18 protein-coding genes and 5 tRNA genes are annotated in these 26,009 nt (G+C 39.3%); 11 read left to right on the top strand and 12 right to left on the bottom strand.

Annotation, left to right across the window (positions count from 1 at the left end):
* Positions 1-906: 906 nt before the first annotated feature.
* Entirely contained in the window at positions 907-2,145 is a 1,239-nt protein-coding gene (locus H4J59_RS00520; RefSeq protein WP_182235866.1) for a leucine-rich repeat-containing protein kinase family protein, read from the top strand.
* Between the two features lie 250 nt (positions 2,146-2,395).
* The gene (locus H4J59_RS00525) at positions 2,396-2,872 is read left to right on the top strand and encodes a DUF2947 family protein (protein ID WP_182235868.1); all 477 of its coding nucleotides are present in this window, start codon (positions 2,396-2,398) and stop codon (positions 2,870-2,872) included.
* 306 nt (positions 2,873-3,178) lie between these two features.
* On the opposite strand, the gene H4J59_RS00530 is transcribed toward H4J59_RS00525, so the two are convergent.
* From H4J59_RS00530 to H4J59_RS00540, 3 genes are all read right to left on the bottom strand, one after another.
* Complete coding sequence (locus H4J59_RS00530; RefSeq protein WP_182235870.1) at positions 3,179-4,222, bottom strand: AI-2E family transporter; 1,044 nt, start codon at positions 4,220-4,222, stop codon at positions 3,179-3,181.
* 111 nt (positions 4,223-4,333) lie between these two features.
* The gene (locus H4J59_RS00535) at positions 4,334-6,916 is read right to left on the bottom strand and encodes an ABC transporter permease (protein WP_259369324.1); all 2,583 of its coding nucleotides are present in this window, start codon (positions 6,914-6,916) and stop codon (positions 4,334-4,336) included.
* Between the two features lie 2 nt (positions 6,917-6,918).
* A complete protein-coding gene (locus H4J59_RS00540; RefSeq protein ID WP_182235872.1) occupies positions 6,919-7,716 on the bottom strand; it encodes an ABC transporter ATP-binding protein in 798 nt (265 codons plus the stop codon).
* On the opposite strand from H4J59_RS00540, the gene H4J59_RS00545 reads away from it, so the two are divergent.
* Positions 7,715-8,389, top strand: a complete 675-nt coding sequence (locus tag H4J59_RS00545) for an arylesterase (RefSeq protein ID WP_182235874.1) — start codon at positions 7,715-7,717, stop codon at positions 8,387-8,389. The genes H4J59_RS00540 and H4J59_RS00545 overlap by 2 nt on opposite strands.
* A gap of 6 nt (positions 8,390-8,395) precedes the next feature.
* Positions 8,396-9,976 carry a cation:proton antiporter family protein gene (locus tag H4J59_RS00550; protein ID WP_182235876.1) on the top strand — a complete coding sequence of 527 codons (1,581 nt, stop codon included), beginning with the start codon at positions 8,396-8,398 and terminating at the stop codon, positions 9,974-9,976.
* 1,123 nt (positions 9,977-11,099) lie between these two features.
* On the opposite strand, the gene H4J59_RS00555 is transcribed toward H4J59_RS00550, so the two are convergent.
* The 5 genes from H4J59_RS00555 to H4J59_RS00575 all read right to left on the bottom strand — a co-directional run bounded on the left by H4J59_RS00555 (position 11,100) and on the right by H4J59_RS00575 (position 11,984).
* Positions 11,100-11,175: transfer RNA gene (locus H4J59_RS00555), tRNA-Glu, on the bottom strand.
* A gap of 92 nt (positions 11,176-11,267) precedes the next feature.
* Positions 11,268-11,343: transfer RNA gene (locus H4J59_RS00560), tRNA-Glu, on the bottom strand.
* 137 nt (positions 11,344-11,480) lie between these two features.
* Positions 11,481-11,556: transfer RNA gene (locus H4J59_RS00565), tRNA-Glu, on the bottom strand.
* A 146-nt stretch (positions 11,557-11,702) separates the two neighbouring features.
* Positions 11,703-11,778 (bottom strand) — tRNA-Glu (locus H4J59_RS00570).
* A 130-nt stretch (positions 11,779-11,908) separates the two neighbouring features.
* Positions 11,909-11,984 (bottom strand) — tRNA-Ala (locus H4J59_RS00575).
* A 398-nt stretch (positions 11,985-12,382) separates the two neighbouring features.
* Here H4J59_RS00575 and yvcK point away from each other — a divergent pair.
* Positions 12,383-13,312, top strand: a complete 930-nt coding sequence (gene yvcK, locus H4J59_RS00580) for a uridine diphosphate-N-acetylglucosamine-binding protein YvcK (protein WP_182235878.1) — start codon at positions 12,383-12,385, stop codon at positions 13,310-13,312.
* 135 nt (positions 13,313-13,447) lie between these two features.
* On the opposite strand, the gene dcd is transcribed toward yvcK, so the two are convergent.
* A complete protein-coding gene (gene dcd, locus H4J59_RS00585) occupies positions 13,448-14,041 on the bottom strand; it encodes a dCTP deaminase (protein WP_182136292.1) in 594 nt (197 codons plus the stop codon).
* A 139-nt stretch (positions 14,042-14,180) separates the two neighbouring features.
* Positions 14,181-15,272, bottom strand: a complete 1,092-nt coding sequence (apbC, locus tag H4J59_RS00590; RefSeq protein ID WP_182235879.1) for an iron-sulfur cluster carrier protein ApbC — start codon at positions 15,270-15,272, stop codon at positions 14,181-14,183.
* 120 nt (positions 15,273-15,392) lie between these two features.
* Here apbC and metG point away from each other — a divergent pair, with 120 nt between their 5' ends.
* From metG to H4J59_RS00615, 5 genes are all read left to right on the top strand, one after another.
* Positions 15,393-17,513, top strand: a complete 2,121-nt coding sequence (metG, locus tag H4J59_RS00595; RefSeq protein WP_182235887.1) for a methionine--tRNA ligase — start codon at positions 15,393-15,395, stop codon at positions 17,511-17,513.
* A gap of 236 nt (positions 17,514-17,749) precedes the next feature.
* Complete coding sequence (locus tag H4J59_RS00600; RefSeq protein ID WP_182235889.1) at positions 17,750-19,873, top strand: cation:dicarboxylate symporter family transporter; 2,124 nt, start codon at positions 17,750-17,752, stop codon at positions 19,871-19,873.
* A gap of 64 nt (positions 19,874-19,937) precedes the next feature.
* Positions 19,938-20,366 (top strand): Rcs stress response system protein RcsF, encoded by a 429-nt coding sequence (gene rcsF, locus H4J59_RS00605; RefSeq protein ID WP_182235891.1) that lies wholly within the window; start codon positions 19,938-19,940, stop codon positions 20,364-20,366.
* On the top strand, positions 20,363-21,115 hold the full coding sequence (gene tsaA, locus H4J59_RS00610; RefSeq protein WP_182235893.1) for a tRNA (N6-threonylcarbamoyladenosine(37)-N6)-methyltransferase TrmO: 753 nt from the start codon (positions 20,363-20,365) through the stop codon (positions 21,113-21,115). Before rcsF ends, tsaA begins: the two co-directional genes overlap by 4 nt.
* Positions 21,116-21,232: 117 nt before the next feature.
* Positions 21,233-22,141 (top strand): DMT family transporter, encoded by a 909-nt coding sequence (locus H4J59_RS00615; protein ID WP_259369325.1) that lies wholly within the window; start codon positions 21,233-21,235, stop codon positions 22,139-22,141.
* 64 nt (positions 22,142-22,205) lie between these two features.
* Here the strand turns inward: H4J59_RS00615 and H4J59_RS00620 are convergent, their stop codons facing one another.
* Together H4J59_RS00620 and H4J59_RS00625 are read right to left on the bottom strand one after the other, a co-directional pair.
* A complete protein-coding gene (locus H4J59_RS00620) occupies positions 22,206-23,510 on the bottom strand; it encodes an amidohydrolase family protein (protein ID WP_182235895.1) in 1,305 nt (434 codons plus the stop codon).
* A 345-nt stretch (positions 23,511-23,855) separates the two neighbouring features.
* A complete protein-coding gene (locus H4J59_RS00625) occupies positions 23,856-24,350 on the bottom strand; it encodes a peptidylprolyl isomerase (protein ID WP_182235897.1) in 495 nt (164 codons plus the stop codon).
* Between the two features lie 582 nt (positions 24,351-24,932).
* Here H4J59_RS00625 and H4J59_RS00630 point away from each other — a divergent pair.
* Positions 24,933-25,895 carry a sensor domain-containing diguanylate cyclase gene (locus tag H4J59_RS00630; protein ID WP_182235900.1) on the top strand — a complete coding sequence of 321 codons (963 nt, stop codon included), beginning with the start codon at positions 24,933-24,935 and terminating at the stop codon, positions 25,893-25,895.
* Positions 25,896-26,009: the final 114 nt, after the last annotated feature.

Consider the following 26,009-nt stretch of genomic DNA (forward strand, 5'->3'; position numbering starts at 1 on the left):
AGTGTTTATACCATAGATAATATTTCTCAAGAAAATAGTAAACTTGCAACGCAAGTAAATAATTATGGTATAGCGGTAAATAAAAGTGCTGAAGATCTCGACAAATTAAATACTACCTTCAAATAATACCCCCCTTTAATACAGTATTATTAACGACTATTGAACTTAGATTAGGCGTTAATATTTATCTCGGACCCTGTAACAGATTTTGTTACAGGGTCGTAAGTATTTATTTTTAAAACCAATCGCTTGGTTAAAATTAAAATCTTTAAACGGTTTACATTTATTGTATTTTTAAAAGTGACTTATAGCTTTAGTAATACAATCTATTGATGCCTCACTATGCCGTTTTGCCTCTTTCATAAAAATAAAATATTTACGCTTCATTCTTTCATTATTTATATTGTGGTTTGTCATGCTGATACCTTAACTATTTAAGGAACTGTTTACGGGGCTATTAAACAACTAACCTTCTATTCATTTTGAATAACAAATGACTCTGCATCAATTTTTAAGCTTAAGATTTAAAAATAGATTTTGTGCTTTAAATGCTAATCGCTGCGCTCCAATCATCTGATTTAATTTGCTTTATAGCCGCTATGATACTTCCTCATTGATATTGATAAATCACAGAGTTTCCTTTAAGATCATCCATAATATGTAATTATAGGTTCACCTATAATTAGTAAAAATTGGAACTAGGTTGTGGTAAATACCTGTGTGCAACATACAAGGTGTCACTAGCTTAACTCTGGTAAAAAATACTGTATTAGGTTGATTACCCTCCATAAACCTGAAAAGCCTGTAAATAAGCTCCTCGGTTTTTTATATCTTAGCGATGTCATATCACTTTGTGGCATCCTAAATTTTCATTTACTAAAAATAACACTAACAATGGATTAATAAATGCATACGCTATCTCAGTTAAAATCTGGCAAACTCAGGGGTATTAAGCGTTTAAAGTTATCTGAAAACTTAAGCTCATTCCCATTAGAAATTCTGTCATTAGCAGATAGCTTAGAAATTCTAGATTTATCTGACAATCAATTAACCTCGCTACCCAAGACGTTAATTAAACTAACAAAACTTCAAATAATTTTTGCTTCAAATAATCGCTTCCGAGTATTACCTGAAGTGCTTGGGCGCTGTGAAAACCTAGAAATGGTCGGCTTTAAATCAAATCAAATTGAGCAGGTGCCGGCTAACTCCTTACCGAAGAATTTGCGTTGGTTAATCTTGACCGACAACTGCCTTGAAACTTTACCTGACGCTTTGGGCGAACGGCCAAAACTACAAAAATTGGCGTTAGCTGGCAATAGGTTAATCAAACTACCGTTAACACTAGCGCAGTCAAGTAACCTTGAGTTAGTGCGTATATCAGCGAACAATTTAACTGAATGTCCCGAGCAATTGCTGAGATTACCTAAACTTGCATGGTTTGCCTTTTCCGGTAATCCTTTTAGTCTTGCTAACCTCAACATTGCATCAGTTCCATCACTGCCCTCAGCAAGTTTTACCTTACAGAAGGTACTGGGACAAGGTGCTTCAGGCGTTATTTCAAGTGCAACTTGGACTAATAGTCCATCAGTATTCCCAGACAATGTTGCGGTGAAAGTTTTTAAAGGTAAAGTAACCAGTGATGGCTACCCAGAAGACGAATTACAGGTATGTTTAAAAGTCGGCGATCATCAAAACCTTGTCCGTTCTTTAGCACAAGTCAATGAGGAAGGCTATTTAGCCTTAATCATGAATTTAATACCGGCTAATTTTAAAAATTTGGGTTTACCGCCAAGCTTTAAAAGCTGTACCCGTGATACTTTTCCTGCAGGCTTTACCTTAAGCATGAGTCAAATTGATAAAATAGTATTGCAAATGGAAGACGTATTTGAACATTTGCATGCAAATCAAGTATCTCATGGTGATTTATACGCGCATAACACCCTGTTTGATGAAAACGCTAATATTATTTTTGGCGACTTTGGCGCCGCTACTATGTACCACATGCTAACTGACGAGCAGCAAGCATTAATCCAGAAAATTGAACGACGTGCACTTTCTTGTTTGATTGAAGATTTATTAAGTATTTGTCATAAACAAGAGCAAAACAGCCCACAATTTAAAATTATCCAGCAGAAAATTCATTAATACGGCTTTAAATATAACAAAGGATAAAGCTCAACAAGCGGCTAACAATCAATACATTTAGCCGTACTGGTGAGTACAGCTAAAATACTAATAGACAAATGGCTAATTTGAACTAATACAAAACCATCGAATCGCTCTGATCATTAACTTTAACTGTATTTTTTCATTTTATAACCTGCAATTTTAAGCAAATTAATGAGATACTAGCTGTTCTTGTTATGCCAAAATTGAAGCTACAAATATAACCTTTATGAATTACACCTCAATTGACGAATTAAAAAACGCTTGGATCTTTAAGCATAAAAGCTTACCCATTAGCGATAGCGACAAAACAAAAATTAAACCTATGATCAGTACTCGTGCCAAAGTACTTTGGGATGGCGCCATCAGTAAACAAGTTGATCACCCAGACTTTTTTAAAAAAGGTGACTGGCCAGAAAATGCGGCATCCTGGTTTGATAATGGTAAATGGGAGAATATTTGGGATAGTGAAGCATATTTATTACCCGAGATCATTTTAGCGCACTTAAAATGGGATAATAATACCGTGGTTTATTATTGCAGCTCACGAGATAACGTTATTGAAACCACTTGGGCAGTATTTCAACGTTGCTGGAAAAACTTTCTGTTTATGGATGACGGGGCAATCTTAATTGGTAAAAAGCGCAATGAAGCGGTGCAGTTTCTTTCAACCGGTTATTTTAAGGTTGGTCAAAAACCCGGTTAATTTAAACATAGGCACTTGACCCCTTCAATACTATAGCCACTTGCTAAAGCATTACCGATAACTTGGGGCTGTGATTTTGACTTGCTGATTTTTAATATTCGCCATCAATTGTGATCTGTTTTGTATAGCTCTTATTAATTGACTATTAATTGACTAATAATTAGCTACAAAGCCGTTTAATAATCACATGGTAAGCTAAAAATCCTATAATTTTAGAGCGTTATAAAGCAATAAGTTAGGATTTAACGTTAAGATTTTAAAGTGATATAAATGAAAAAAGGTAGCTTATCGCCACCTTTTGCTTGTTTAAGTCTCTTCCAACTCTTCTTCACCCGATAATAACACCGCAAACCAACTGCCTTCTGCAGAGTTTTCTAAGGCTATTTTAATGATCATGGTCAAAGGTACTGACAACAACATGCCCACAGTGCCTAGCAACCAGCCCCAAAATATTAATGAAATAAATACCACTAGGGTTGATAGCCCAAGGCCACGGCCCAAATAACGCGGTTCAACCACATTACCCATTACTGTGTTTATGGTTAAATAGCCTAAGCCAATAAAACCTGCTGCCGTTGGTCCTAATTGCAGAACAGCTAACGACATTGCCGGTACGGCGGCGATAATAGAGCCAATATTGGGAATATAGTTCAGTAAAAAGGCCAACACACCCCACAGTAAGAAAAAGTCTAAACCAAACACCCACAGCATTGATGAAACACAAATGCCGGTCGCAATACTCACCAAGGTTTTAATCGCAATATAATTATTTACTGACGATAAAAATCGGTCAATTTGCTTTAAGCGAGCTTGTGGATCATCGAGCGCTAAATGTAATTTACGCGGTACAGATGACGCTTCAAACAACATAAAAATAACCGTAATTATGATTAAAAATAAATTAGCCATAACGCTGCCCAAACCACTGAGCATGTTAGCAGCTAAGCCCATTGCTGCAGCGGGGTCAAAGTATTCAATGAGTAATTCTGACGATATGATAATATTGTAGTCATCAAGTTGTTGGGTTAACCAAATAAACTGTTCTTGAAGTTGCGCGCGATAAACGGGAATAAGTTGTGACAACTCATTTAACGAGTTACCCACAAGCCCAGCCAGTGACAACGCAATAGAAACAAAGATACCAATAACAAAGATGACCGCTATCGGTTTAGGAATTTTATAACGCGCCGCCATCACCACTAATGGATTACAAATAATGGCAATAAACGCTGATAATAAAAACGGTACTAATAATGTCGCCGCGGTTTTTATCCCCGCTAGCACAACAAATAATGCCGCGGTAACCAATAAAAATTTCACCGCGCCTTCGGACTTGCCTTGTAAAGCCATTTTTTAAACTCAGTTAGTTATCTAATATAGTATAAGCGCTTAAAACTATACGCGATTTCATAGCATGCCCGCTAGTATTAAAAGCGATATAGTTTTTATAAGACGAGAAAGTTACATGGTTCGTCGGATTAAGGTAACGCTCGACAATTTAAGTAAACGCCAACAACTGAGCATACCAATTAAGCCCACAAAGAATGCGCCCGCGCCAATACCCACTAACCAATACTGAAAGTGAAAACTGCCTGACATATTAAAGACTTGGCTTTGCAAAATATAAACCGCTATTTCCATACCAACACTTGCCATGAGTCCAGCAATAGCCCCTAGAGCTACGAACTCATATAACACGCTATTGCGCAGTAAGCTGCCTTTAGCCCCCAAGGTTCTCAATATCGCTAGTTCGCGCTCTCTTTCTTCCATACTGGCTTGTACTTGCGCTATTAACACTAAACTACCAGCAAGCACGACCAAAATGAGGATCAGCTGAATCGCCACCGTCACTTGCTCAATAATACTATTGAGCTGCGCCATAATGGCAGCAAAGTCCATTACCGTAATCGTGGGAAAGTTGGCCAAAAAGCGATAAACTAAGTCTCGGTTCTCATCTGATATTGACCAAGCGGAAATTGATGTCGTCGGAAATTTCTCAAGTACACTTTGGTTAAAAACCATAATGAAGTTTAACTGCCGACTTTGCCAATTCACTTGACGAATGCTAGTCACAGGCACGGTAAACTCATCCGAGCCGAGTGTGAAGGTTAGCTCATCACCTAATTTAACCGCCAAACGTTCTGCTATATTGCTTTCAATTGACACTTGAGGTGTTTCGTCGCCAACCTGCCACCACTGCCCAGCAATAATTTCATTTTCATCAGGTAACTCAGTACGCCAAGTTAAGCCAAGTTCACGGCCCATACCTTGCCGACTCTTTTTCTGCTTGCTTTTCTTAGCTTGTTGTTTTTCAGTGCCATCAGTTTTTTCAGCGTTTTGTACTTGACTGTCATCATCATCTTTATCGACAGTCTTTACACCGTTTATTGCTGATAAACGACCACGGTAGATATGATAGAAACCTTGGTTGGCAATATTATTATCTTCAACAAAGGTCTTTAAAGGCTGAATTTGATCTTGAGTGATATTGATCAGGTAATGATTGGGCGTATCATCAGGAAACTGTTGCTCCCATTCTGATAATATTGAGCTTTTCATTACTGTGATCAATAACAACAGCATTATAGCGATAGTAAAACTGACCAGTTGCACGCTATTTTCACTAGCTCGGCGTTTTAAATTCGCTAAGGCCAAATGCCAAGACTTTCCCGCTTTAGTACCAACACTGCGGCCTGCGCTCATTAAGCCACGGCCAAACAACAACAAGATAAAAGAGACAACCACACCACCAAATAACAACGCAGCGCTCATCACTAAGTCTTGACTGAAAATAAACAGTAATAAAAATAACGCCAATAAAGGCGGTAACTGATGCCAGCCAAAGCGCGCGACTTTTTCTTGGCTAAAACCACGAATAACATTTAAGGGTGAGCTTTTTACTAAGGTCATAATCGGATGAATAGCAAAAGCAATGGCACATAATAAACCGGTAAATATCGCCGTTAAAAACGGCACAAAAGTCAGCGGTGCATTAGCCAATGATAAATAACTCGCAATGGCATTAGCCCCCAGTAGCAGCAAACCATAACCCACCACTAATCCTGCTGCGATACTTAAACAACTCAATAAGGTCCAATGCAGACAATAAAGTTTTCTAACATGCGAAGTTGACGCACCTAGGGCTTTAAATATTGACACGTTAGGCTGATGACGTTGACCATAACGACGACTAGCCACCGCTACCGCTACAGCCGCTAGTACAATGCCTAACATGCTTGCTAGCGAAAGAAACTTCTCTGCAGTGTCTAATATTCTTGATAAACGATTTTGGGCTGCTTTAGCATCATACCAACGTTGTGATTCATTGATCTGTGGCTTAATCCATGTTTCAAAGCGCTCAATAGCCTCGATTTCACCGGCAAATAAGTACTTATAGGTAATACGACTGCCTGGCTGAATAAGCTCGGTTTTGGGCATATCAGCAATATTTAAAATAATCGTTGGCCCGGCAATAAAGGCGCGGTATGAACGATCAGGAATATCAGTAACAATACCGGCAATGATGAGCGGCGCAACACCTATCTCAATCACCTCGCCAATCTTAACATTCAAGCGACTTAACACACTGGGCTCAACCCAAACTGTGCCTAGTTTAGGGGCATTTGCAACAACACTCGCGATTTGCGTCAGCGAGGTTTTAATTCTAAGTTCACCGCGCAAAGGGTAAGTATCAGATACCGCATCGAGTTCACTAAGTAACATATTGTCGCCAGCAAATGCCATCGACTCAGTTTCAATCTTCCGAGCATATTGTAATGCTAATGTCTGACTTTTCTCTATGATGCTAGTGTCAACTTCTGACGACATACGAAGGACACGATCGGCACCTATGGTGTTGGTACTATTGGCCACTATGGCATACTTAATTTGGCCAGAAAATCCGGTCAATGAAAATACCGTCGCAACGGCAAGCGCAATAGCGATAAATATGATGGTAAGTTCACCACGGCGAAGCTCATGATGTAATAAGCGTAGTGATTGAGTAAACCACATGCTTGATGCTTTTTGTTTAACAATACTCATCGTTAACCTACTTGTGAAACTGAAGTTTTGCTTGCAAGATCATCATGGCTTTTGGTTTGACTATCAGCCTGATGTTTAGCATGGTTTTCATCTGTGTTTGCTAATGTGGCTTCAGTCAAGGGTTCAGTTAAAGCACCGCTGTCCATTTCAACTTGCCGCTGGCACCTTGCCGCTAATTTAGCATCGTGGGTTACCAACACTAAGGTGGTACCCTCTTTAACATTCAAATCGAATATTAAATCAATAATATGTTGGCCCGTCTTGCTGTCTAAATTGCCCGTGGGCTCATCAGCGAATAAAATATCTGGCTTAGCAATAAATGCCCGTGCAATAGCTACCCGCTGTTGTTCACCGCCAGAAAGCTGAGAAGGGTAATGTGCCAGTCTGTCAGCCAAACCTACTTGCGCCAGTAAAGCTTCGCCACGTGCTTGCGCATCGGGCATATTGGCTAACTCGGCTGGCAACATCACATTTTCAAGCGCAGTTAAGCTGTTAATTAATAAAAATTGTTGAAAAATAAATCCCACATGCTGCGCACGAACTTGACTACGCTGCTCCTCATTAAACTGGTGTAAAGGCTGGTTTTTAAGATACACTTGTCCGGAACTTGGTAAATCTAAACCCGCTAAAATCGATAATAATGTCGTTTTACCTGAGCCAGACGAACCGACAATGGCAATTGATTCGCCCGCAGCAACAGTTAAATTAAGTGGTTGAAGCAAAACTAGCGTTTTATCTTCAACTTGCACTGATTTAGTTAGGTCTTTAACGCTTAGAATACTCTCGGAATTTACATGCATGAAAAATTATCCACTTTTTATATTATTTATTAGCTTATTTTTTATCTCTACAGCAAATACTGCTGCACAAAACAAACAGGTCAATACGCTTGATAACAGCATTAGTATCACACCAACCCGCAATATTTTACTATTAGGTGATAGTATCAGTGCAAGTTATGGGATGAAACCCACACAAGGCTGGGTGCACTTACTTAATCAAAAACTTACCGAACAAAAACAAGCTTACACAATAATAAATGCCAGTGTTAGTGGTGAAACGACGAGCGGTGGTTTATCTCGGCTAGCAGGCATTTTGGCGAATGAAAAAATTGACTTGTTGCTGATTGAACTAGGCGGAAATGATGGTTTACGTGGTTATTCACCGAAAGTCATTAAAAATAATTTGTTACAAATGGTCAAGTTAGCGCAAGATAAAAACATAAAAGTTTCAATGATTAAGATAAAAATAACGCCAAATTATGGCCCAAGATACAATGAAATGTTTGAGCAAGTTTTTGAAGATGTCGCCAATGCTAGCAATATCACCTTACTGCCCTTTTTTATGGAAATCGTTGCCACCGACAAAGCACTTATGCAAGCAGACGGTATTCACCCTAACGCGCAAGCACAGCCAATAATCGCTGACTATGTTGAACAGCAACTTAATGAAATAATGACACTGGAGCCTTAATTTAATATGGAATTTATTTGGATCGGTTTTGCTTTTATTTGTGGTTTATTAACCAAATTAGTCGCTCTACCCCCCTCAATCGGCTATTTAGCGGCCGGATTTATTTTACTCTTTTTAGGCTATGAAGCCGATGGCATGGTCAACGTATTAGCGGATATTGGCATCACCTTGATGCTATTTACCATTGGCCTTAAGCTCAATATAAAAGACTTACTCAAGCCAGAAGTTTGGCTTGGCAGCTTAAGCCACAGTGTTTTATGGTTATTGACTGGACTCGTACTGTTAAAAACCATCGCCCTTATTACTCTTCCTTTTATTAGTGACTTAAGTCTCACAACATCAGCACTAATCGTATTTTCATTAAGCTTTAGTAGTACGGTATGCGTTGTTAAACTTATGCAAGAGCACGGTGAAATGCGCGCCCGCCATGGTAAACTGGCGATTGGCATATTGGTGATGCAAGACGTGATTGCGGTGATATTTCTTGTCGTCGCCACAGGTGAACTACCTAGCCCTTGGGCGGGCTTGTTACTGCTTTTCATACCATTAAAACCCTATATTAACAAAGTTATTAGTAAGGTAGGCCATGGCGAACTTATTCCATTAATGGGCTTTTTTATCGCTTTCGGTGCTTATGAGTTATTTGAATTAGTTCAAATCAAGGGCGACTTAGGTGCGCTTTTAGCGGGTATGTATTTAGCTTCTCATAGCAAAGCCAGTGAAATAAATAAGTCATTACTGAGTTTTAAAGATTTATTCTTGATTGGCTTTTTCTTATCGATTGGCTTTACTGCCCTGCCCACGTTAGAGATGCTAGCGATAGCGTCAGTATTAACCTTGTTACTACCCGTTAAGTTTCTGTTGTTTTTCTTTATTTTAGTCAAGCTTAATCTGCGTGGTAGAACTGCATTTTTATCGGCGTTAGCGTTAAGTAATTATAGTGAGTTTGGTCTTATTATTGCCGCACTTAGCACTGAAGCAGGTTGGCTATCTTCCGAGTGGCTAGTGATATTGTCATTAGCGGTGGCATTATCCTTTATTATTACTAATGTACTTTATAACTTTGCCCATGATTACTTTGCCAATAATAAAGAAAAATTTAAGCGCTTTGAAAGTAAAAAGCCTTTAGTCGAAGATGATTTTGTTCAGCCTGGCGAAGCACCCATTGCGATTATTGGCATGGGCCGTGTTGGTATCGGCGCTTATAGAGCCTTGAGTGCTCAGATAGACAATCAAGTTTGGGGCTTAGACACAGATAAAGACAAAGTAAAATGGTTAAATGAAAACGGTATTCACACCTATCTGGGTGATGCTGAAGATGCTGACTTTTGGGAAAAAATTGATCTGAGTAAGATTGAACTCACACTGTTAGCACTACCTTCTGTGCAAGACATTAAGAATATAACCGCGCAAATAAGGCGCACTAATTATCAGGGCAAGATCGCCGCTATTGCGCGTTATGATGATGAACTGATTACCCTTGAAAGCTTTGGCGTAGACAAAGTGTTTAACTTTTATAACGAGGCTGGTGTGGGTTTTGCTGAAGAAAGCTTGAGTTTAATTAACAAGCGTAATCGAACTCAATAGGCGAGCTATGAGTGAATTAACCCATTAGTGTCGCATAGCCAATAATTTACCTTATTGATTAAAATTCAATAAGGTAAATTATGCAAATTCAAGCAGTGTATTGATCCTTACGTCCTCGTCCATAGCCAACTAGTAGTCACTTAGGTAACTTTTCTACATGAGTCTAATGACTCACATCCTTGCAATAACATAGCTCCACGGCATCAGCAAATCCTTTGACGTCGATGCAGGTACTTATGTTTAGTCGGCAACCATAAACATCTGCAATCAATCCGAATAAGGTTTTTACTTCTCTTGCAGCTATTATTCTTTTGTCCCTGCCCTAATTTTTTATTATTTTTACAGGGAGGAGTGAATAAGAAAGGAACGAGTAGAGTCGTGAAAAATTTAAGCGCAACAGATCAGCTAATATTTTATTTCTCCTGCTGTTCTCTTTATTTTTTCCCTGTGAATTATTTTATTATTTTTACAGGGAGGAGTGAATAAGAAAGGAACGAGTAGAGTCGTGAAAAATTTAAGCGCAACAGATCAGCTGATATTTTATTTTTCCTGCTTTTCTCCTTATTTTTTACTTGTGAATTATTTTATTATTTTTACAGGGAGGAGTGAATGAGAAAGGAACGAGTAGAGTTGAAAAATTTAAGCGCAACAGATCAGCTGATATTTTATTTCTCCGGCTGTTCTCCTTCTTTTCTCCCTGTGAATTATTTTATTATTTTTACAGGGAGGAGTGAATGAGAAAGGAACGAGTAGAGTTGTAAAAAATTTAAGCGCAACAGATCAGCTGATATTTTATTTCTCCTGCTGTTCTCCTTCTTTTCTCCCTGTGAATTATTTTTTAAGGGGAGGAATGAATGACAAAGGAATATGTAGAGACTTAAAAATATTTAGATCTGCTGCATTTCTACCAAGTGAGTCATGATTTGATTCAATGGCTATGAATTCAATGAGAATAAACACTGGAAATTTAACCTCATAATGTGAGCACCAGCGACTGATATTGGGTATTGGGTATTGGGTATTGGATAGTTGATAAATTTTAGGCATAAAAAAACCGACATAAGTCGGTTTTTTTACTTCACTTTTAAGCACTGTTTATTTTGACTAAAAGTAAAATAATAAGTGGCATCCCTAAGGGGATTCGAACCCCTGTTACCGCCGTGAAAGGGCGGTGTCCTAGGCCTCTAGACGATAAGGACACTAAAAATTATGATAACCGTTCGATAACGATTTCATGTTTTGTAGTTGATTGTTAAATATTATAAAAAAATTTACCAATCTAAGTTAATGGTGGCATCCCTAAGGGGATTTGAACCCCTGTTACCGCCGTGAAAGGGCGGTGTCCTAGGCCTCTAGACGATAGGGACACATAAATACCAATAGAACACTTAAATATAATCTTACTGTATAAAGCTCTAGCCTAGTGAACTTATAGTAACGCTACATATTCTATAGTATGTGTCAAAAAAACACTTACCAGTAAACTTGTCTAACTAAAAATGAGTGGCATCCCTAAGGGGATTCGAACCCCTGTTACCGCCGTGAAAGGGCGGTGTCCTAGGCCTCTAGACGATAAGGACACATTATAAACTCGAAACACTTAGTATAATAAAATCGTAAAAATCTCTAGCCTAGTGAACTTATGATTTATATTATATATTTCTTGTTTGTGTAATAAAACACAACTCATTTTCTTTTTTACTTCCGTAGAAGTCTTCCGAAGAAGTGGCATCCCTAAGGGGATTCGAACCCCTGTTACCGCCGTGAAAGGGCGGTGTCCTAGGCCTCTAGACGATAAGGACACTAAAACGATAAAACAAAATATAAACTATTTTGTTTCTGTAGTCCGACAACCTCGCGGTATATCCAACTACTTTATCTTTTTAACTATTTTTCATTTACGTTATCAGCACAAATGAATAATAATATTATTGGTGGAGCTATGCGGGATCGAACCGCAGACCTCTTCACTGCCAGCGAAGCGCTCTCCCAGCTGAGCTATAGCCCCACATCGAAATAAAATAAGTGGCCTAATACTTATCCTAATTCTTCTCTCAATAAGTAATCAAGTTACTCGTTGAAAGCGAGGCGCATTCTAAGCAGCGACCAAGATACTGTCAACCCTTATTTTAGATATTAGGTCATTTTTTTAAAAGATTTTATCTAACTGATTACTTATAGTACAAGTTGACTAAATTTTGCCTTATCAACTATTTAAAAGCCCAATATTTTATATAATTCACGGGTGTTGAAATAACAGCGCTGTTATTACTGATAATTTCTGCTAAAAACAGGCTTAAAATAGGGTTTTATCTCGCTAAAAGCACTATAAACTATAGCGAGTTGCTTTATTTATAGTAAATAAAACGTTATGGTTAATCATCAATTAAAAAAAATAATAATTATATGCAGCTAAAAGAACTCAATGTTGTTGCGATTGGCGGTGGCCACGGTTTAGGGCGTGTACTTTCTACCCTGTCCTTTTTAGGAAACCAACTCACCGGTATCGTTACCACCACAGATAATGGTGGCTCTACTGGCCGTTTAAGAAAACGCAGTAGTTCAATCGCCTGGGGCGACTTACGCAATTGTCTGACTCAGTTAGTTGATGAAAAATCGGTCGGCAGCCAATTGTTCGATTTTCGCTTCAACGGTAATGATGAACTCGGTGGCCATAACCTCGGTAACTTAATTCTTTATGGTCTCGGAGAAATACACTCACGCCCCCTTGATTCTATCAAACTTGTTCGACGGTTATTAAGAGTTAAAACCCCCGTATTGCCTATGTCTGAAACCCCAACAGATTTAATGGCCTTTTATTCAAAAGGCCGCTGTCGCATCGGTGAAGTATCAGTTGATAATATGTCAGAGATGCCAAAAAATTTAATGTTAGCGCCGTTAGTTAAAACCTTGCCCAGTTGTGTAGAGGCCATATTAAATGCCGATTTGATTATTTTAGGACCTGGCAGTTTTTTGACCAGTGTTATACCACCGTTACTCGTGCGTGATATTAGTAATGCATTAAACCAAACTAATGCTCATCGCGTGTTTATTGATAATATCGTCGCTGAAAATAGCCCTGCTGCTGGGTTGTCATTAGATGAAAAATTAGCTTGGATTGAAGAAAACGTCGGTTGTCTGCCAATTGATAGCGCGATATGTCACGATGCTAGCATCACATCAACACGTATAGATGTTTATCATCATGAACTCAGTAGTGACACCGTTAGTCACTTTCATAGCCGTGATAAGTTAATTGCGGCATTAAATTCTTGTATTTCAAAAGCAAATAACCGCGCTGAAGCTATGCAAAAACCCCTAGTTAATGCTAGCTAACGATTATTCTTCTCCAACTCAGCCGTTAGCGTAAGTCGAATTAAAATTTAAAAGATTAAGTGCGAATAATTAAAACCAAAAAGCCAACGATTATCTCGTTGGCTTTTTGTTAGCATTAAGGTTTTAAAATTTTTGCTAATTATGACTCTCATCTTGACTAATGCGGCTGGCAACAGCGCCAATTTGATCTTTATATTTTGCATCCTCACGTTTGTTGTAAGGACGTTCGGCACTTGACGACATGGTTTCAAAGTTAAGCGCGGCAATTTTCATTTTTGGGCGCAATGCCAAAGGTAATTTGCCGCTGTTATAAAACTCCAACACTATTTGACCTGACCAACCGGGATCAATTCGATGAGCGGTAACATGTACCATAAGGCCTAAACGTGCCAATGATGAACGACCATCTAACCAGCCAACGATATTGTCTGGTAAGGTTACTGACTCATAAGTAACCGCCAATGCTAACTCTCCCGGATGCAGAAAAAAAGCTTCGCCGTCTGGAATATAAATTTCCTCGCTCATCACAGCATTCATCGCTTTTTGCATTTCGTCTTTTGGGCCGCTTAAGTCGATATAAGGCGCCGTGTGATCTTGAAAGACGCGAAATTCATTACCTAAGCGAATATCAACACTGACCCCAGAAATCATACTGCTATCTGGCGCTGGCGAAATCCCTATCTGTCCTTTGCGAAGGCTTTCTTCTATATCTTTGTCACTTAATCTCATGATTATTCTTCTTAAACTCAGTTGTTATACCCATTAAGTTAATCAATTCAGCCCGTAGCGAGAACAATTTTAATGGGTATTATGTCGACGAAAATAACTTTGTATTCTTTTTGTATCTTAAAATGATCTTGGTTTTACTTTATTCAACGAGCACTTTCGCGGTTGTTGGGCTGCGCATATCTAGTTGATAGTATAATTGCGCAGCAACTTTGCGCGCTATACTACGATACAGCAGCGCCACTTCTCCAGTGCTATTTTCATTTATTGCACAACTACCGCTATCAGCGTCTTCTCGAATACGAATGTCGAGGGGCAGTTGTCCGAGTAATTGTGTTTTTGCCTCATTAGCGATGCGCTTGCCCCCGCCATCACCAAATAAATGCGATTGATGACCACAGTTTTCACACTGGTGATAACTCATGTTTTCAATAATACCGAGTACAGGCAGCTTTACTTGCTCAAACATCGCCATACCTTTAATGGCATCAGCTAAGGCAATATCTTGCGGCGTAGTGATCACCACAGCGCCTGCTACCGGTACTTGTTGCGCTAAGGTTAATTGAATATCACCCGTGCCCGGAGGCATATCAACAATCAGATAATCCAAATCAGGCCAGTCAGTTTCATTAAGTAATTGCGAAAAAGCTCGACTCGCCATTGGCCCTCGCCACACGGTAGCGTTGGCATCATCCACTAAAAAGCCGATTGACATAGCACTTAACCCTTTAGCCTCAAGTGGCGTGATCAATTTACCGTCATTTGAACTCGGCTTTGCGCCCTTTAGACCCAACATGGTAGGCACAGAAGGACCGTAAATGTCTGCATCTAAAATACCGACGTTACACCCTTCTGCAATTAAACCATAAGCTAAATTAACCGCTGTGGTTGACTTACCCACACCGCCTTTACCAGAAGCAACCGCAATGATATTTTTTATACCTTTAATGCTGTGTTCTCTAACCGGCTCAACATGATATTCAACATCAAAATTAACCGGTTGCTGCACTAGTTCTGTCAATTGTTCTGCAATATCATGTAGTTCACCGTCACATGGGAACGGCAGTGACATTTTGATCAGGATAGTTTTTTTAGCCATCACCATAGTGACAGCCTGAGCAATAATAAGGGGTCCTTGAGGGAAAATATCGGAGCGGTAGGCATCAAGAAAAACATTAATAGCCTTTTGGCTTTCAACACTGACTACATTTTTAGAAAAGAAATTTGATAACATAGTTAAAACGCACTTTTTATCTAGCCTTTATAACATAAAGGTGATAATTCTTAATGAAAAGTAACCACAAATTCTGTACCATTCCCTGCATAATTACCACCAATAATATGTAAACTTTATATGTCGTTATCAAAGTCATCTGTGCAATCTGCAGAGAAGCGTAAAATTTTAGTTACTTGTGCCCTCCCTTATGCCAATGGTTCTATTCATTTAGGCCATTTATTAGAACATATTCAAACTGATATTTGGGTTCGTTTCCAGCGTATGCGTGGTCATGAAACTTACTTTGTTTGTGCTGACGATGCTCACGGCACGCCTATCATGTTAAAATCACAAGAGCTTGGTATCACACCTGAAGAGTTAATCGCGGGTGTTCGTGAAGAACATATGGCGGATTTTGCAGACTTTCATATCAGCTATGATAATTATCACTCTACGCACACCGATGAAAACAAGGCCTTTGCTGAAGAAATCTATAACCGTTTAGATGCTAATGGTCATATAAAAACGCGTGTTATTTCACAGCTATATGATCCAGAAAAAGGCATGTTCTTACCTGACCGTTTTGTTAAAGGCACTTGCCCTAAATGTAAAAGTGAAGATCAAAACGGTGACAGTTGCGATAACTGTGGTGAAACTTATTCACCTATGGAAGTGTTAAACCCACGTTCAGTGGTTTCTGGCGCAACACCGGTATTACGTGACTCAGAGCATTATTTCTTTGACCTGCCGGCTTTTGGCGACATGTTACAAGCGTGGACTCGCAGTGGCGCACTACAAGAAGAAATGGCCAATAAGTTAGCTGAATGGTTTGAACAAGGCTTGAAACAGTGGGATATCAGTCGTGATGCACCCTACTTTGGCTTTGAAATTCCCAACGCACCGGGTAAATATTTCTACGTTTGGTTAGACGCACCCATTGGCTATATGGGCAGTTTTAAAAATCTTTGTGATAGAACCGGTATCGACTTTGATGCTTTTTGGCAATTGGATTCAGAAGCCGAGCTTTATCACTTTATTGGTAAAGACATCATTTATTTTCATAGTTTGTTCTGGCCAGCCATGCTTGAAGGCGCAGGCTATAGAAAACCAACCTCGGTTTATGCCCATGGTTTTGTTACCGTTAACGGTGCAAAAATGTCTAAATCAAAAGGTACCTTTATCAAAGGTCGCACTTATTTAGACCATTTAAACCCTGAATATCTACGTTATTACTACGCTGCAAAACTGACTCACCGTATTGATGATTTAGATTTAAACCTTGAAGATTTTGCCCAAAGAGTCAATTCAGATTTAGTTGGTAAAGTGGTTAATATCGCGTCACGTTGTGCCAGCTTTATTACTAAACGCTTTGACGGCATGCTCTCAGAAAATATTGATAACCCCGCCTTAGCTGACGAAGTCATGGCCGCAGGTGATAGTATTGCTTCACATTACGAGTCACGAGATTTTGCTCGTGGTATGCGTGAAATCATGGCACTGGCTGATAAAGTTAATGAATACATTGCCATTAAAGAACCATGGCAGCTAGTTAAAGACGAAACTAAACAACAAGAAGTGCAAGACATTTGCTCGCTTGGTATTAATATGTTTCGCATCTTGATGATTTACTTAAAGCCAGTACTACCTATTTTAGCTGACAGTACCGCTACATTCTTAAATGACGAACTTATTTGGGCAGGCCATAAAACGCTATTAACTAACCATAAAATCAATAAGTTCAAAGCGTTATTACAACGTGTTGATATGGATAAAGTTAATGCGATGACTGATGCGTCAAAAGACAATTTAGCCGTAACAACTGAAGCAGCTGAGCCGAAAAAAGATAAAAAAGCAGAAAAGAAAAAATCAGCGCCTGAGAAAACACTCACCGGTGAGCCATTAATAGATGATCCTATTTCGCCTGAAATTCAATTTGATGATTTCGCGAAAATAGACTTACGTATTGTAAAAATCGTTAATGCTGAACACGTTGAAAAAGCCGATAAATTACTGCGTTTGACGTTATCTTTAGATGACCAAGAAGGGGGTGAAACACGCCAAGTGTTTGCCGGCATAAAATCTGCCTATCAACCTGAAGATTTAATTGGCAAGCACACGGTGATGGTAGCTAACTTAGCGCCACGTAAAATGCGTTTTGGCATGTCAGAAGGTATGGTTTTAGCCGCGGGCCCGGGTGGTGAAGACTTGTGGATACTTAATCCAGATGATGGCGCACAAGCAGGCATGCGCGTTAAGTAGTCAGTAAACCGCTACTTTAGGCGTTAATCGCCATTAAATTAACACCACTAATAAAGGCAAACCTTGAACATAAACAAGAGTTTGCCTTTTTAATATCTTGTATCGAATACCCGTTCCACCTCAATATGCAGTTTCAGCGCTTAGTTTCCTAAGAGCAAATCTACAACTTGAAGTGGCGCCAGTAACTCCCTTTAACTATGCAAATTAATCATGCAGCAACATAATTATCAGCCAATATGACCACAGTTAAGCTCAGTAAAATTTCTTTATCTAGCCAAATTATATTTGCCATGGCGATAGGGCTCATCATAGGTAGCTTTGGCGTAACCTTATATGCGATGGTAAACCATCTTGCTGATGCCTTTGTTATGCTATTGCAAATGACAGCGCTGCCTTATATTGCCTTGTCACTTATGGTTGGTATTGGCGGTTTGTCTGCTAGCAAAGCCAAGTCTGCGCTTAAAAGCAGCGTAATACTGGTCATATTGCTCATCGCACTGATGTTATGCTTTATTTTAATGGCGCCATTATCATTTCCTAATTGGCAAAGTGCTGAATTTTATAGCGCTAATACGATAAAAGTGAGTCAAGAACTTAATCTTGTTGAGCTCTTTATTCCGTCTAATCCTTTTAATGCCTTCGCTAATGCGGTGATCCCTTCGGTGGTGTTTTTTAGTGTTTTTATTGGTGTTGGCTTAATGCCAATTAAAAATAAACGCCAAACCCTCGCCGTGCTAGGCAACTTAAAACAGTCGGTCAGTAATATTAGCAACCTAGTGATGCGTTTTGCCCCTGTTGGTGTTTTTTGTATTGGTTGGCGCGCAGCAGCAACGCTTGATGCTTCGCAACTCGATGGCTTAATGATCTATGTTGCTAGTGCCTTAGTGTTAGCACTTTTGCTGTGTTTTGTGGTGTTTCCTGCCCTGCTCGCCACTATTACCCCTTTTGGTTATCGTGCCATTTTAAAAGCGTCAAGAGAAGCGATGATCACGGCATTCGCCACCGGCAGTTTTTTTGTTGTTATACCGATCATTGTGGAAAAAACCAAACAGTTAATCGCCTCACAATATCCTGATATTGACAATGTGGATAAAGTCTCTGATGTCATCGTACCTATTAGTTATAGTTTACCGGTTGGCGGTAAACTATTGTCGCTGCTATTTGTTTTGTTTGCCGCATGGTTCTCTGGTGCCTACATCAGCTTTGAAGATTATGTGAAGTTAGTGGTGATGGGTATTCCGCAGTTGTTTGGCACTAGTACTTTGGCCATGCAAAATCTTTTAGAGTTATTTAACGTTTCTCATTCAATGTTTGATTTCTTTATTGTTGCTGAAAACTTAGTTGTCGGTCGTTTATCGGCACTGCTTTCAGTGATTTTTGCCAGCTGTTTACCTTTACTGGTTGCAACCAGTATGGCCAAGGCTTTTCGCATCAAGAAAAAAGCCTTAATTAGAAATTTAGCCATTATTCCCCTCTTATCTGTTTTTGCCTTCATCAGCTTAAAGTTTGCTTTTAGCTCAATCAGTTATCAGTACGAAGGCTATGCTAAATTTATAAAACGTGACTTTCTCATGGAAAGCGTTCACAGCAAATATTGGGATGATGTTCAGGAAAATAGCGACATTGTTCAGCCCTTTGTTGGTGTGCTTACTCGCATAAAACAACGTGGTTTTATCCGCGTGGGTTATTTTCGCGACGATTTGCCTTATTCATTTCATAACAATAACGGCAAACTTGTTGGCTTTGATATTGAAATAATGAACCAGCTCGCCATTGATTTAAATGTTAACCTTGAATTTGTGAAGATATTTCGCCATCAGGCAGAATCATTATTAAGCTCAGGTTATCTAGACATCACCACAGGTGTGCCGGTTATTCCAGATAACATGATGAGATTTACCTTAACCATGCCTTACAGCGAGCAAAATCTGGCTATTATCGTTAAAGATAAAAGGCGTGCGGAATTTACCCACTGGGATAATATTCTCCAGCGAGATGATCTCATCTTGGGTATCCCTGAAAACTTTTATTATGAAAAAGCCATTGCTAAAAGATTTACGCATGGAAAAGCTTGGGAAATATCAACACCGCGGTTATTCTTTAAGCCCGAATTTTCCCATATTGACGCCATGCTTTTTGGCGCGGCAGCATCGTCTGCTTGGACCCTGCTCAAGCCAAGCTATACTGTGGTAGTACCTAAACCTGAGTTAGCACCACTTTATATGGCCTTCCCGATTAATAAAAATGATCACGGCTTTGAACTATTTATGCGTAATTGGATCTCAATGAAACAGCAAAGTAAAACCATTGATAAATTGTTCAATTATTGGATCAAAGGCGATATGAGTTTAGTGAAATAGGATGTTCAGCTTTGACATTGACTTCAACATCAACTTCAACATAAATACATACGGGTTTAAAAAAATGATTAAAAAACATAAAACAGCACCAAGGTTAGTTAAATATACCACTAGCATCACCGTACTGCTGATATTGTTAACTGCAGGTTGTGCAAAAATAAATGACATATCAACAAACTTAGACCGAGAGAATTTCAAAAATTATTTTTCCCCGACCACAGTAAAAATAGTGACAAGTGAAAAAGAGTTTACCGGTCACTATAAGTTTCTCGGTTTGGTTGAAGGCGAGTCTTGCCAAGAAAAAGCTTATCATGCAGCCCCAAATGAAATTGATGCCCGCACAGAAGCACGACGCCAAGCCTATAAACTTGAGGCAAATGCCATCATTTTTAGCCAGTGTGTGATGATAGAAGCAGATAAAGCCGCAAAATATTGCGTTGCCTCTACTGTTTGCTATGGCCGTGCTTATAAGGTTGAGCAAGATAAAAAATGACTGATAGCGTTAATTTAAATATTATTGGTACTATCGACTCACCCTATAAAGAAAAGTTTGCCATCCCTAGACAGCCAGGTATTGTTACCGCGGCTCAAGGGCAGTTGCGCCTAACGGGTTCGGCTAATAATGCTGAATTAGTAAGAGGCTTAGAGCAATTTAGTCATATTTGGTTATTGTTTATTTTTCATGGTACGCAAGCCCAAGGTTGGAAGCCCTTGGTACGCCCGCCACGTTTAGGCGGCAATAAAAAACTTGGCGTATTAGCGACTCGCTCAACGTTTAGACCCAACCCTATAGGTATGTCTGTTGTTAAACTTGACCGCATTGAACAACGTTTTACTGGGCAACAAGGCTCTCAGGTTATTTTGCATATTAGTGAATTAGACTTGCTTGATGGCACCCCGATAGTTGATATAAAACCTTACGTTCCTTATGCTGATATTGTCGAAAATGCTCATGGCGGCTATGCACAAGAACAACCCAGCAGTAATATTGACGTGATATTTTCCAACGCAGCACGCCTTACCCTAGCCGACAACCTCGCCCACTACCCAACACTGCAAAGCCTTATCGAACAAGTATTAAGCCAAGATCCTCGCCCTGCCTATAAAAAAAATTGCACAGACGACAGAATTTACGGTATGACCTTGTATGATTTTAATATTAATTGGCAAATGACAAGCACAACAACCTTGAATGTTATCGCGATCGAAAAAATTATCAGTATGACAAAGAGCATTAAATAACTTCAACGCGGTTACTCGCTTAATTTACAATAACTGTCTGATTATCCTGACTATTCATTAAGCAACTATGTAAAACTCAATAAAACTCAGTTATAACTTTTTATCTAAGGATATTCGTTGAAGACACTAAGTACCCTACACCATAAAGCCAGTATTGAACTGCTGTTATTAGCCGCTATTTGGGGCGCGTCATTTATGTTTATGCGGGTCGGTTCGCCAGAGTTTGGCCCGATAGTTTTTGCCACATTACGTGCGGGCATAGCGGCTATTTTCTTGATCATCTGCTTAGTTTTATTTAAAGAAACTAATGCACTAAAAGGACGTTGGCGAGATATTTTTGTGGTTGGGGCGTTAAATACCGCAATACCCTTTACTCTATTTAGTTTTGCCACCTTAACGCTAACGGCGGGGACAGCATCAGTATTAAACGCAACAGCTCCCATGTTTAGCGCTATAGTCGCCTACATATGGTTAAAAGATAAGTTAAGCCTAAGTGCCATGTTTGGCTTGGTTATTGGCTTTTTTGGCGTGTATTTATTAGTGTCAGATAATTTACATTTCGACATTGAATTTACAGATAAATCATTAGAAAACAATACTTTATTACCAACATTAGCGGCGATGTTAGCCGCACTTTGTTATGGAATTTCAGCTAATTATACTAAAAAAAATCTCAGCACAATAAAACCGTTGGCCTTAGCTGCTGGTAGCCAAATTGCCGCTACCGCAATGTTATTACCCTTGAGTTTATTTTTTATCCCTGAAACATTACCGAGCTCAAATGCCATCTGGTCAGTGCTTTTGATTGGTGTTATCTGTACCGGCGTCGCCTATATTTTATTCTTTCGACTTATCGCACAACTTGGCCCAGCAAAAGCGATATCAGTAACCTATTTAATTCCTGCCTTTGGCATTCTATGGGGCGCATTATTTTTAGGTGAAACCATCAGCTTAATGATGCTGTTGGGCGGCGGTATTATTTTGCTTGGTGTTGCATTAACTACTGGGGTTCTGCGAAGAAAATAAGGCAATAAAAAGGCTGTTTAACACAGCCTTTTACATCACTACGTCAATCTAAACGCTATTGAAGTTATTTTTGTTTAACTACCTTACCTGCTTTCATTACAAAATCGACATCAAGTAGTTCATTAATATCGTTTAAAGGGCTAGCATGCATAGCAATAATATCGGCCACTTTACCCACCTCTAATGTACCTAAAGTTTCTGATTTTCCAATTAAGTCGGCGCCATTAATGGTCGCAGAAACTAAAATATCTTGTGGAGTCATACCCGCGGCAAACATTAATTGTGCTTCTCGAGCATTATAACCGTGTTTTGAAACGCCACTGTCTGTACCGTAAGCTATTTTCACACCCGCTTTATATGAACGTTTGAAGTTTTCAATCATGTCACCACCCACACGAATAGCTTTAACGCGAATCGCTGGCGACATAAAGTCAGTGGTTTTCGCCATATTAACCACGGTATCTCCCGCCATCAATGTTGGTACTAAATAAGCACCACCTTTTTTAAAGAGTTTAATACTTTCTTTGTCGGCATAACTGCCGTGTTCAATACTGTCAACGCCGGCACGTAATGCCGCGTTAATACCAGCAGCGGCATGTGCATGACTCGCCACTTTACGCCCAAGCGAGTGCGCCGTATCAACCACTTCTTTTAATTCATCATCAGCCATTTGCTGACCCGTGCCGGTATCAGTATCAGATAACACACCACCGGTAGAAGTAATCTTAATCACATCAGCACCAAACTTAATGGCATGACGAGTCGCTCGTCGACAATCATAAGGGCCATCACAAATAGTTTTTGCGGTATGTAGCGCCATCAAATCAGGCGCCATGCCGTCAACATCGCCGTGCCCGCCAGTCACCGCGACACTGCTACCAGCAGCAATAATGGTTGGCCCTGTTATCCAACCACGCTTGACACCATCGCGCAGCGCATAAATTTGTTCAGCACTGCTGCCTAAATCACGTACGGTGGTAAAACCAGCCATTAAAGTTTTATGAGCAAAGTAGGCACTTTTCATTAATATATCTGCATCAGATAAGTTAACTATCTCACTATCGTTATTAGGGCCAAGTTCACCTTGTAAATGCACATGCATATCCATCAGGCCAGCCATGACAAAACTCGATGATAAATCAATTAATTTTGCATCTTTGGCAAAACGACTGATATCAACAAAACCAGATTTAAGCTCAGTGACTTTACCATCACTTATCACTAAGGTTTGTTGCTTAAGCGGCGCCTTATTGGCAGTAACTAATAATTCGCCGGCATGAATAACGGTCGTTTGCGCCGACGCTAACTGAGACAAGCTGGTACCCACGAGTAACGCTAAGGTGGTTAATGATGATTTTAATGTAAACATATTCTGGACCTTATTGTTATTTGATGACCTGAAGGTATTCTACAAATTGCACTCAATGGATAACTTACCTTAACAGTATGGCAAAAAGATATAATATGAATTCGATAAACGGAAAGTTTATTCAGTTCAATAACAGTTAAAGGGAAAGCTTGCTGTTCTTTGACATCGACGTACAGGGATATACTCATGCCATGGAGCCATGGATGGCTAAGAACGGCCATGTGATGCTCGTCCTGAACATCGCTGCTCTTTCACATCCATGTGATCGCAGCATACCGCTCGTCCTGAGCATAAAAAAGCCGACTTAACGTCGGCTTTTTGAAGATATTTTGTTAATTACATCACTTAGTGCTGATGACCGCCAGCGCCGTGGGCGTGACCATGCTCAACTTCTTCAGTCGTTGCTTCACGTACGTCAGTAACGTCTAAATCAAAGGTCAGTACTTTACCCGCTAGTGGCGGATTAATATCAACGGTAACCATAAATTTACCCGCTTTAACAACAGTCACTTGGCGTTGACCATCGTCCGTGTTAACTACGGCTGTCATGCCCGCTTTCCATTTGGCACTTGGCGAGGCTAAACCTTGCATATGTTTTACCGGCACGCGTTGAATAGCGTCTTCTTTACGCTCACCATAAGCGTCTTCAGGCTGTAAGGTTACTGAAAATTTATCACCAGTTTCTTTGCCTGTTAAAGCGTTTTCTACGCCGATTAACATATTTTTGTAACCGTGTAGGTAAGCTAGTGGCTCATTAGCATATGAGTTTTCTATTTCTACACCCGCTTCATCTTTAAGTATGTAGTGAAACTGAACAACGCTTTTATCAGTAATTTTCATTTTATTTCCAAACAAGTATTTAACATTAAACTGCCATCATAAAATGGCAAAAAATTGTGCATGAGTTTTGCCAAAGAGTTTAACAAAATAGTCATACCAATTGAATTAATGAATTGAGCTCTTAGCGAAAATTATTTCAATGGCTATATTTTCTGCATTGATGTGTGATTATCACTCACATTTTAACATTGTTTAAGCCAAACGTAGAACGGCAACAAAATTGGGATAAACTAATTCAATATTTGGTCTCTAGCGTCATGATAAATGACAACAACCTTCAGTTTGTCGCTAAAAGTTGAAGCTTTACTAATATTTAAAAGAAAACGACTACCGTATACAACACATATTTAGCACCTGGAAAAGCTGTATTAGCGCAATCAAATGGCGCTAAAAATTAAACAACAAGGTATCAAAATAATAAGATACTTTGAAATAATCACGACAATAGTTGAGGCTGTAGTCCACAGAATAAACGCTCCAAAAAAATAATTACAGACTTATAACTCGCTCTTTTTTTTAAAGAAATTGTGTTGATTTACTGATATAGTTTAGGGGGTAAATATTTAAATTAACTGGATCTCTATGATTAAGCCTCAATTCCCTAAAAATGAAGCCGAGCGACTACATGCGCTGAGATCGTTAAAAACCCTTGATACTTCACACGAAGAGCGATTCGATCGTGTGACTCGTATGGCTAAGCGCATGTTTGACGTATCCATCTCACTGGTCAGTATAGTTGATAAACACCGTCAATGGTTTAAGTCTAGCCAAGGACTTGACGTTTCAGAAATGTCTCGTGATATCTCATTTTGTGGACATGCTATTAATCAAGATGGATTATTTATCGTTCCAGACACTGCTGAAGATGAACGATTTTTTGACAACCCTCTTGTTATTGGAGCGCCAAACATTCGTTTCTATGCCGGTTATCCTTTAAAGCTTAGGCAAGGCATTAATATCGGTAGTTTGTGTATTATCGATACTAAACCTAAAAACCTTGACGAAGAAGATCAGCAGTTACTTAAAGATCTGGGCGCTATGGTTGAGCAAGAAATTAAATCTATTCAACTCGCCACGTTAGATGATTTAACCATGATTTCTAACCGACGGGGATTTTTGACTATGGTCGATCATAGTTTAAAAGTATGTCGACGTAATCAAATACCCATGTCATTTATATTCTTTGATTTAAATAAATTTAAGAGTATTAATGATGAATATGGTCACCATGAAGGCGATTTTGTATTGATCACCTTTGCACAAATAATGCTGAATTCATTCCGTGACTGTGATTTGATCGGACGCCTAGGTGGGGATGAGTTTATTGCTATGCTGAGTGATTCTGACAAAGCCAAGGCTGACCTGGCGTTAGAGCGATTTGCTATCGCTATTGATAAAGCCAATGAGAGCTTAAACAAACCCTACAAAATTGAGTACAGTGCCGGTGTAAGAGATTTTAAACATGACACAGATAGATCGATAGAAGAAATGATCCAAGATGCCGATGCCGCGATGTATGAGCACAAAAAAAGTAAAGTTCGATAGCGCTAACGCTAGAATACACACAGTAAATTCAAAAAAACAATGAATGAACATAATTTTTTGTCTAAGTGAGCCTTTGTAGCGCTAACTTTAAACACCAAAAAAACACTACTTTTG

This window comes from Colwellia sp. MB02u-10 (assembly GCF_014077185.1).
Classification (GTDB): domain Bacteria; phylum Pseudomonadota; class Gammaproteobacteria; order Enterobacterales; family Alteromonadaceae; genus Cognaticolwellia.

Bases quoted from the DNA above. Each gene is read 5' to 3' on its own strand.
- H4J59_RS00535 (WP_259369324.1), bottom strand. From the start codon at position 6,916: ATGAGTATTGTTAAACAAAAAGCATCAAGCATGTGGTTTACTCAATCA.
- metG (WP_182235887.1), top strand. From the start codon at position 15,393: ATGTCGTTATCAAAGTCATCTGTGCAATCTGCAGAGAAGCGTAAAATT.
- H4J59_RS00525 (WP_182235868.1), top strand. From the start codon at position 2,396: ATGAATTACACCTCAATTGACGAATTAAAAAACGCTTGGATCTTTAAG.
- H4J59_RS00625 (WP_182235897.1), bottom strand. From the start codon at position 24,350: ATGAAAATTACTGATAAAAGCGTTGTTCAGTTTCACTACATACTTAAA.
- H4J59_RS00545 (WP_182235874.1), top strand. From the start codon at position 7,715: ATGAAAAATTATCCACTTTTTATATTATTTATTAGCTTATTTTTTATC.
- tsaA (WP_182235893.1), top strand. From the start codon at position 20,363: ATGACTGATAGCGTTAATTTAAATATTATTGGTACTATCGACTCACCC.
- yvcK (WP_182235878.1), top strand. From the start codon at position 12,383: ATGCAGCTAAAAGAACTCAATGTTGTTGCGATTGGCGGTGGCCACGGT.
- apbC (WP_182235879.1), bottom strand. From the start codon at position 15,272: ATGTTATCAAATTTCTTTTCTAAAAATGTAGTCAGTGTTGAAAGCCAA.
- dcd (WP_182136292.1), bottom strand. From the start codon at position 14,041: ATGAGATTAAGTGACAAAGATATAGAAGAAAGCCTTCGCAAAGGACAG.
- rcsF (WP_182235891.1), top strand. From the start codon at position 19,938: ATGATTAAAAAACATAAAACAGCACCAAGGTTAGTTAAATATACCACT.
- H4J59_RS00520 (WP_182235866.1), top strand. From the start codon at position 907: ATGCATACGCTATCTCAGTTAAAATCTGGCAAACTCAGGGGTATTAAG.
- H4J59_RS00540 (WP_182235872.1), bottom strand. From the start codon at position 7,716: ATGCATGTAAATTCCGAGAGTATTCTAAGCGTTAAAGACCTAACTAAA.
- H4J59_RS00630 (WP_182235900.1), top strand. From the start codon at position 24,933: ATGATTAAGCCTCAATTCCCTAAAAATGAAGCCGAGCGACTACATGCG.
- H4J59_RS00550 (WP_182235876.1), top strand. From the start codon at position 8,396: ATGGAATTTATTTGGATCGGTTTTGCTTTTATTTGTGGTTTATTAACC.
- H4J59_RS00600 (WP_182235889.1), top strand. From the start codon at position 17,750: ATGACCACAGTTAAGCTCAGTAAAATTTCTTTATCTAGCCAAATTATA.
- H4J59_RS00620 (WP_182235895.1), bottom strand. From the start codon at position 23,510: ATGTTTACATTAAAATCATCATTAACCACCTTAGCGTTACTCGTGGGT.
- H4J59_RS00530 (WP_182235870.1), bottom strand. From the start codon at position 4,222: ATGGCTTTACAAGGCAAGTCCGAAGGCGCGGTGAAATTTTTATTGGTT.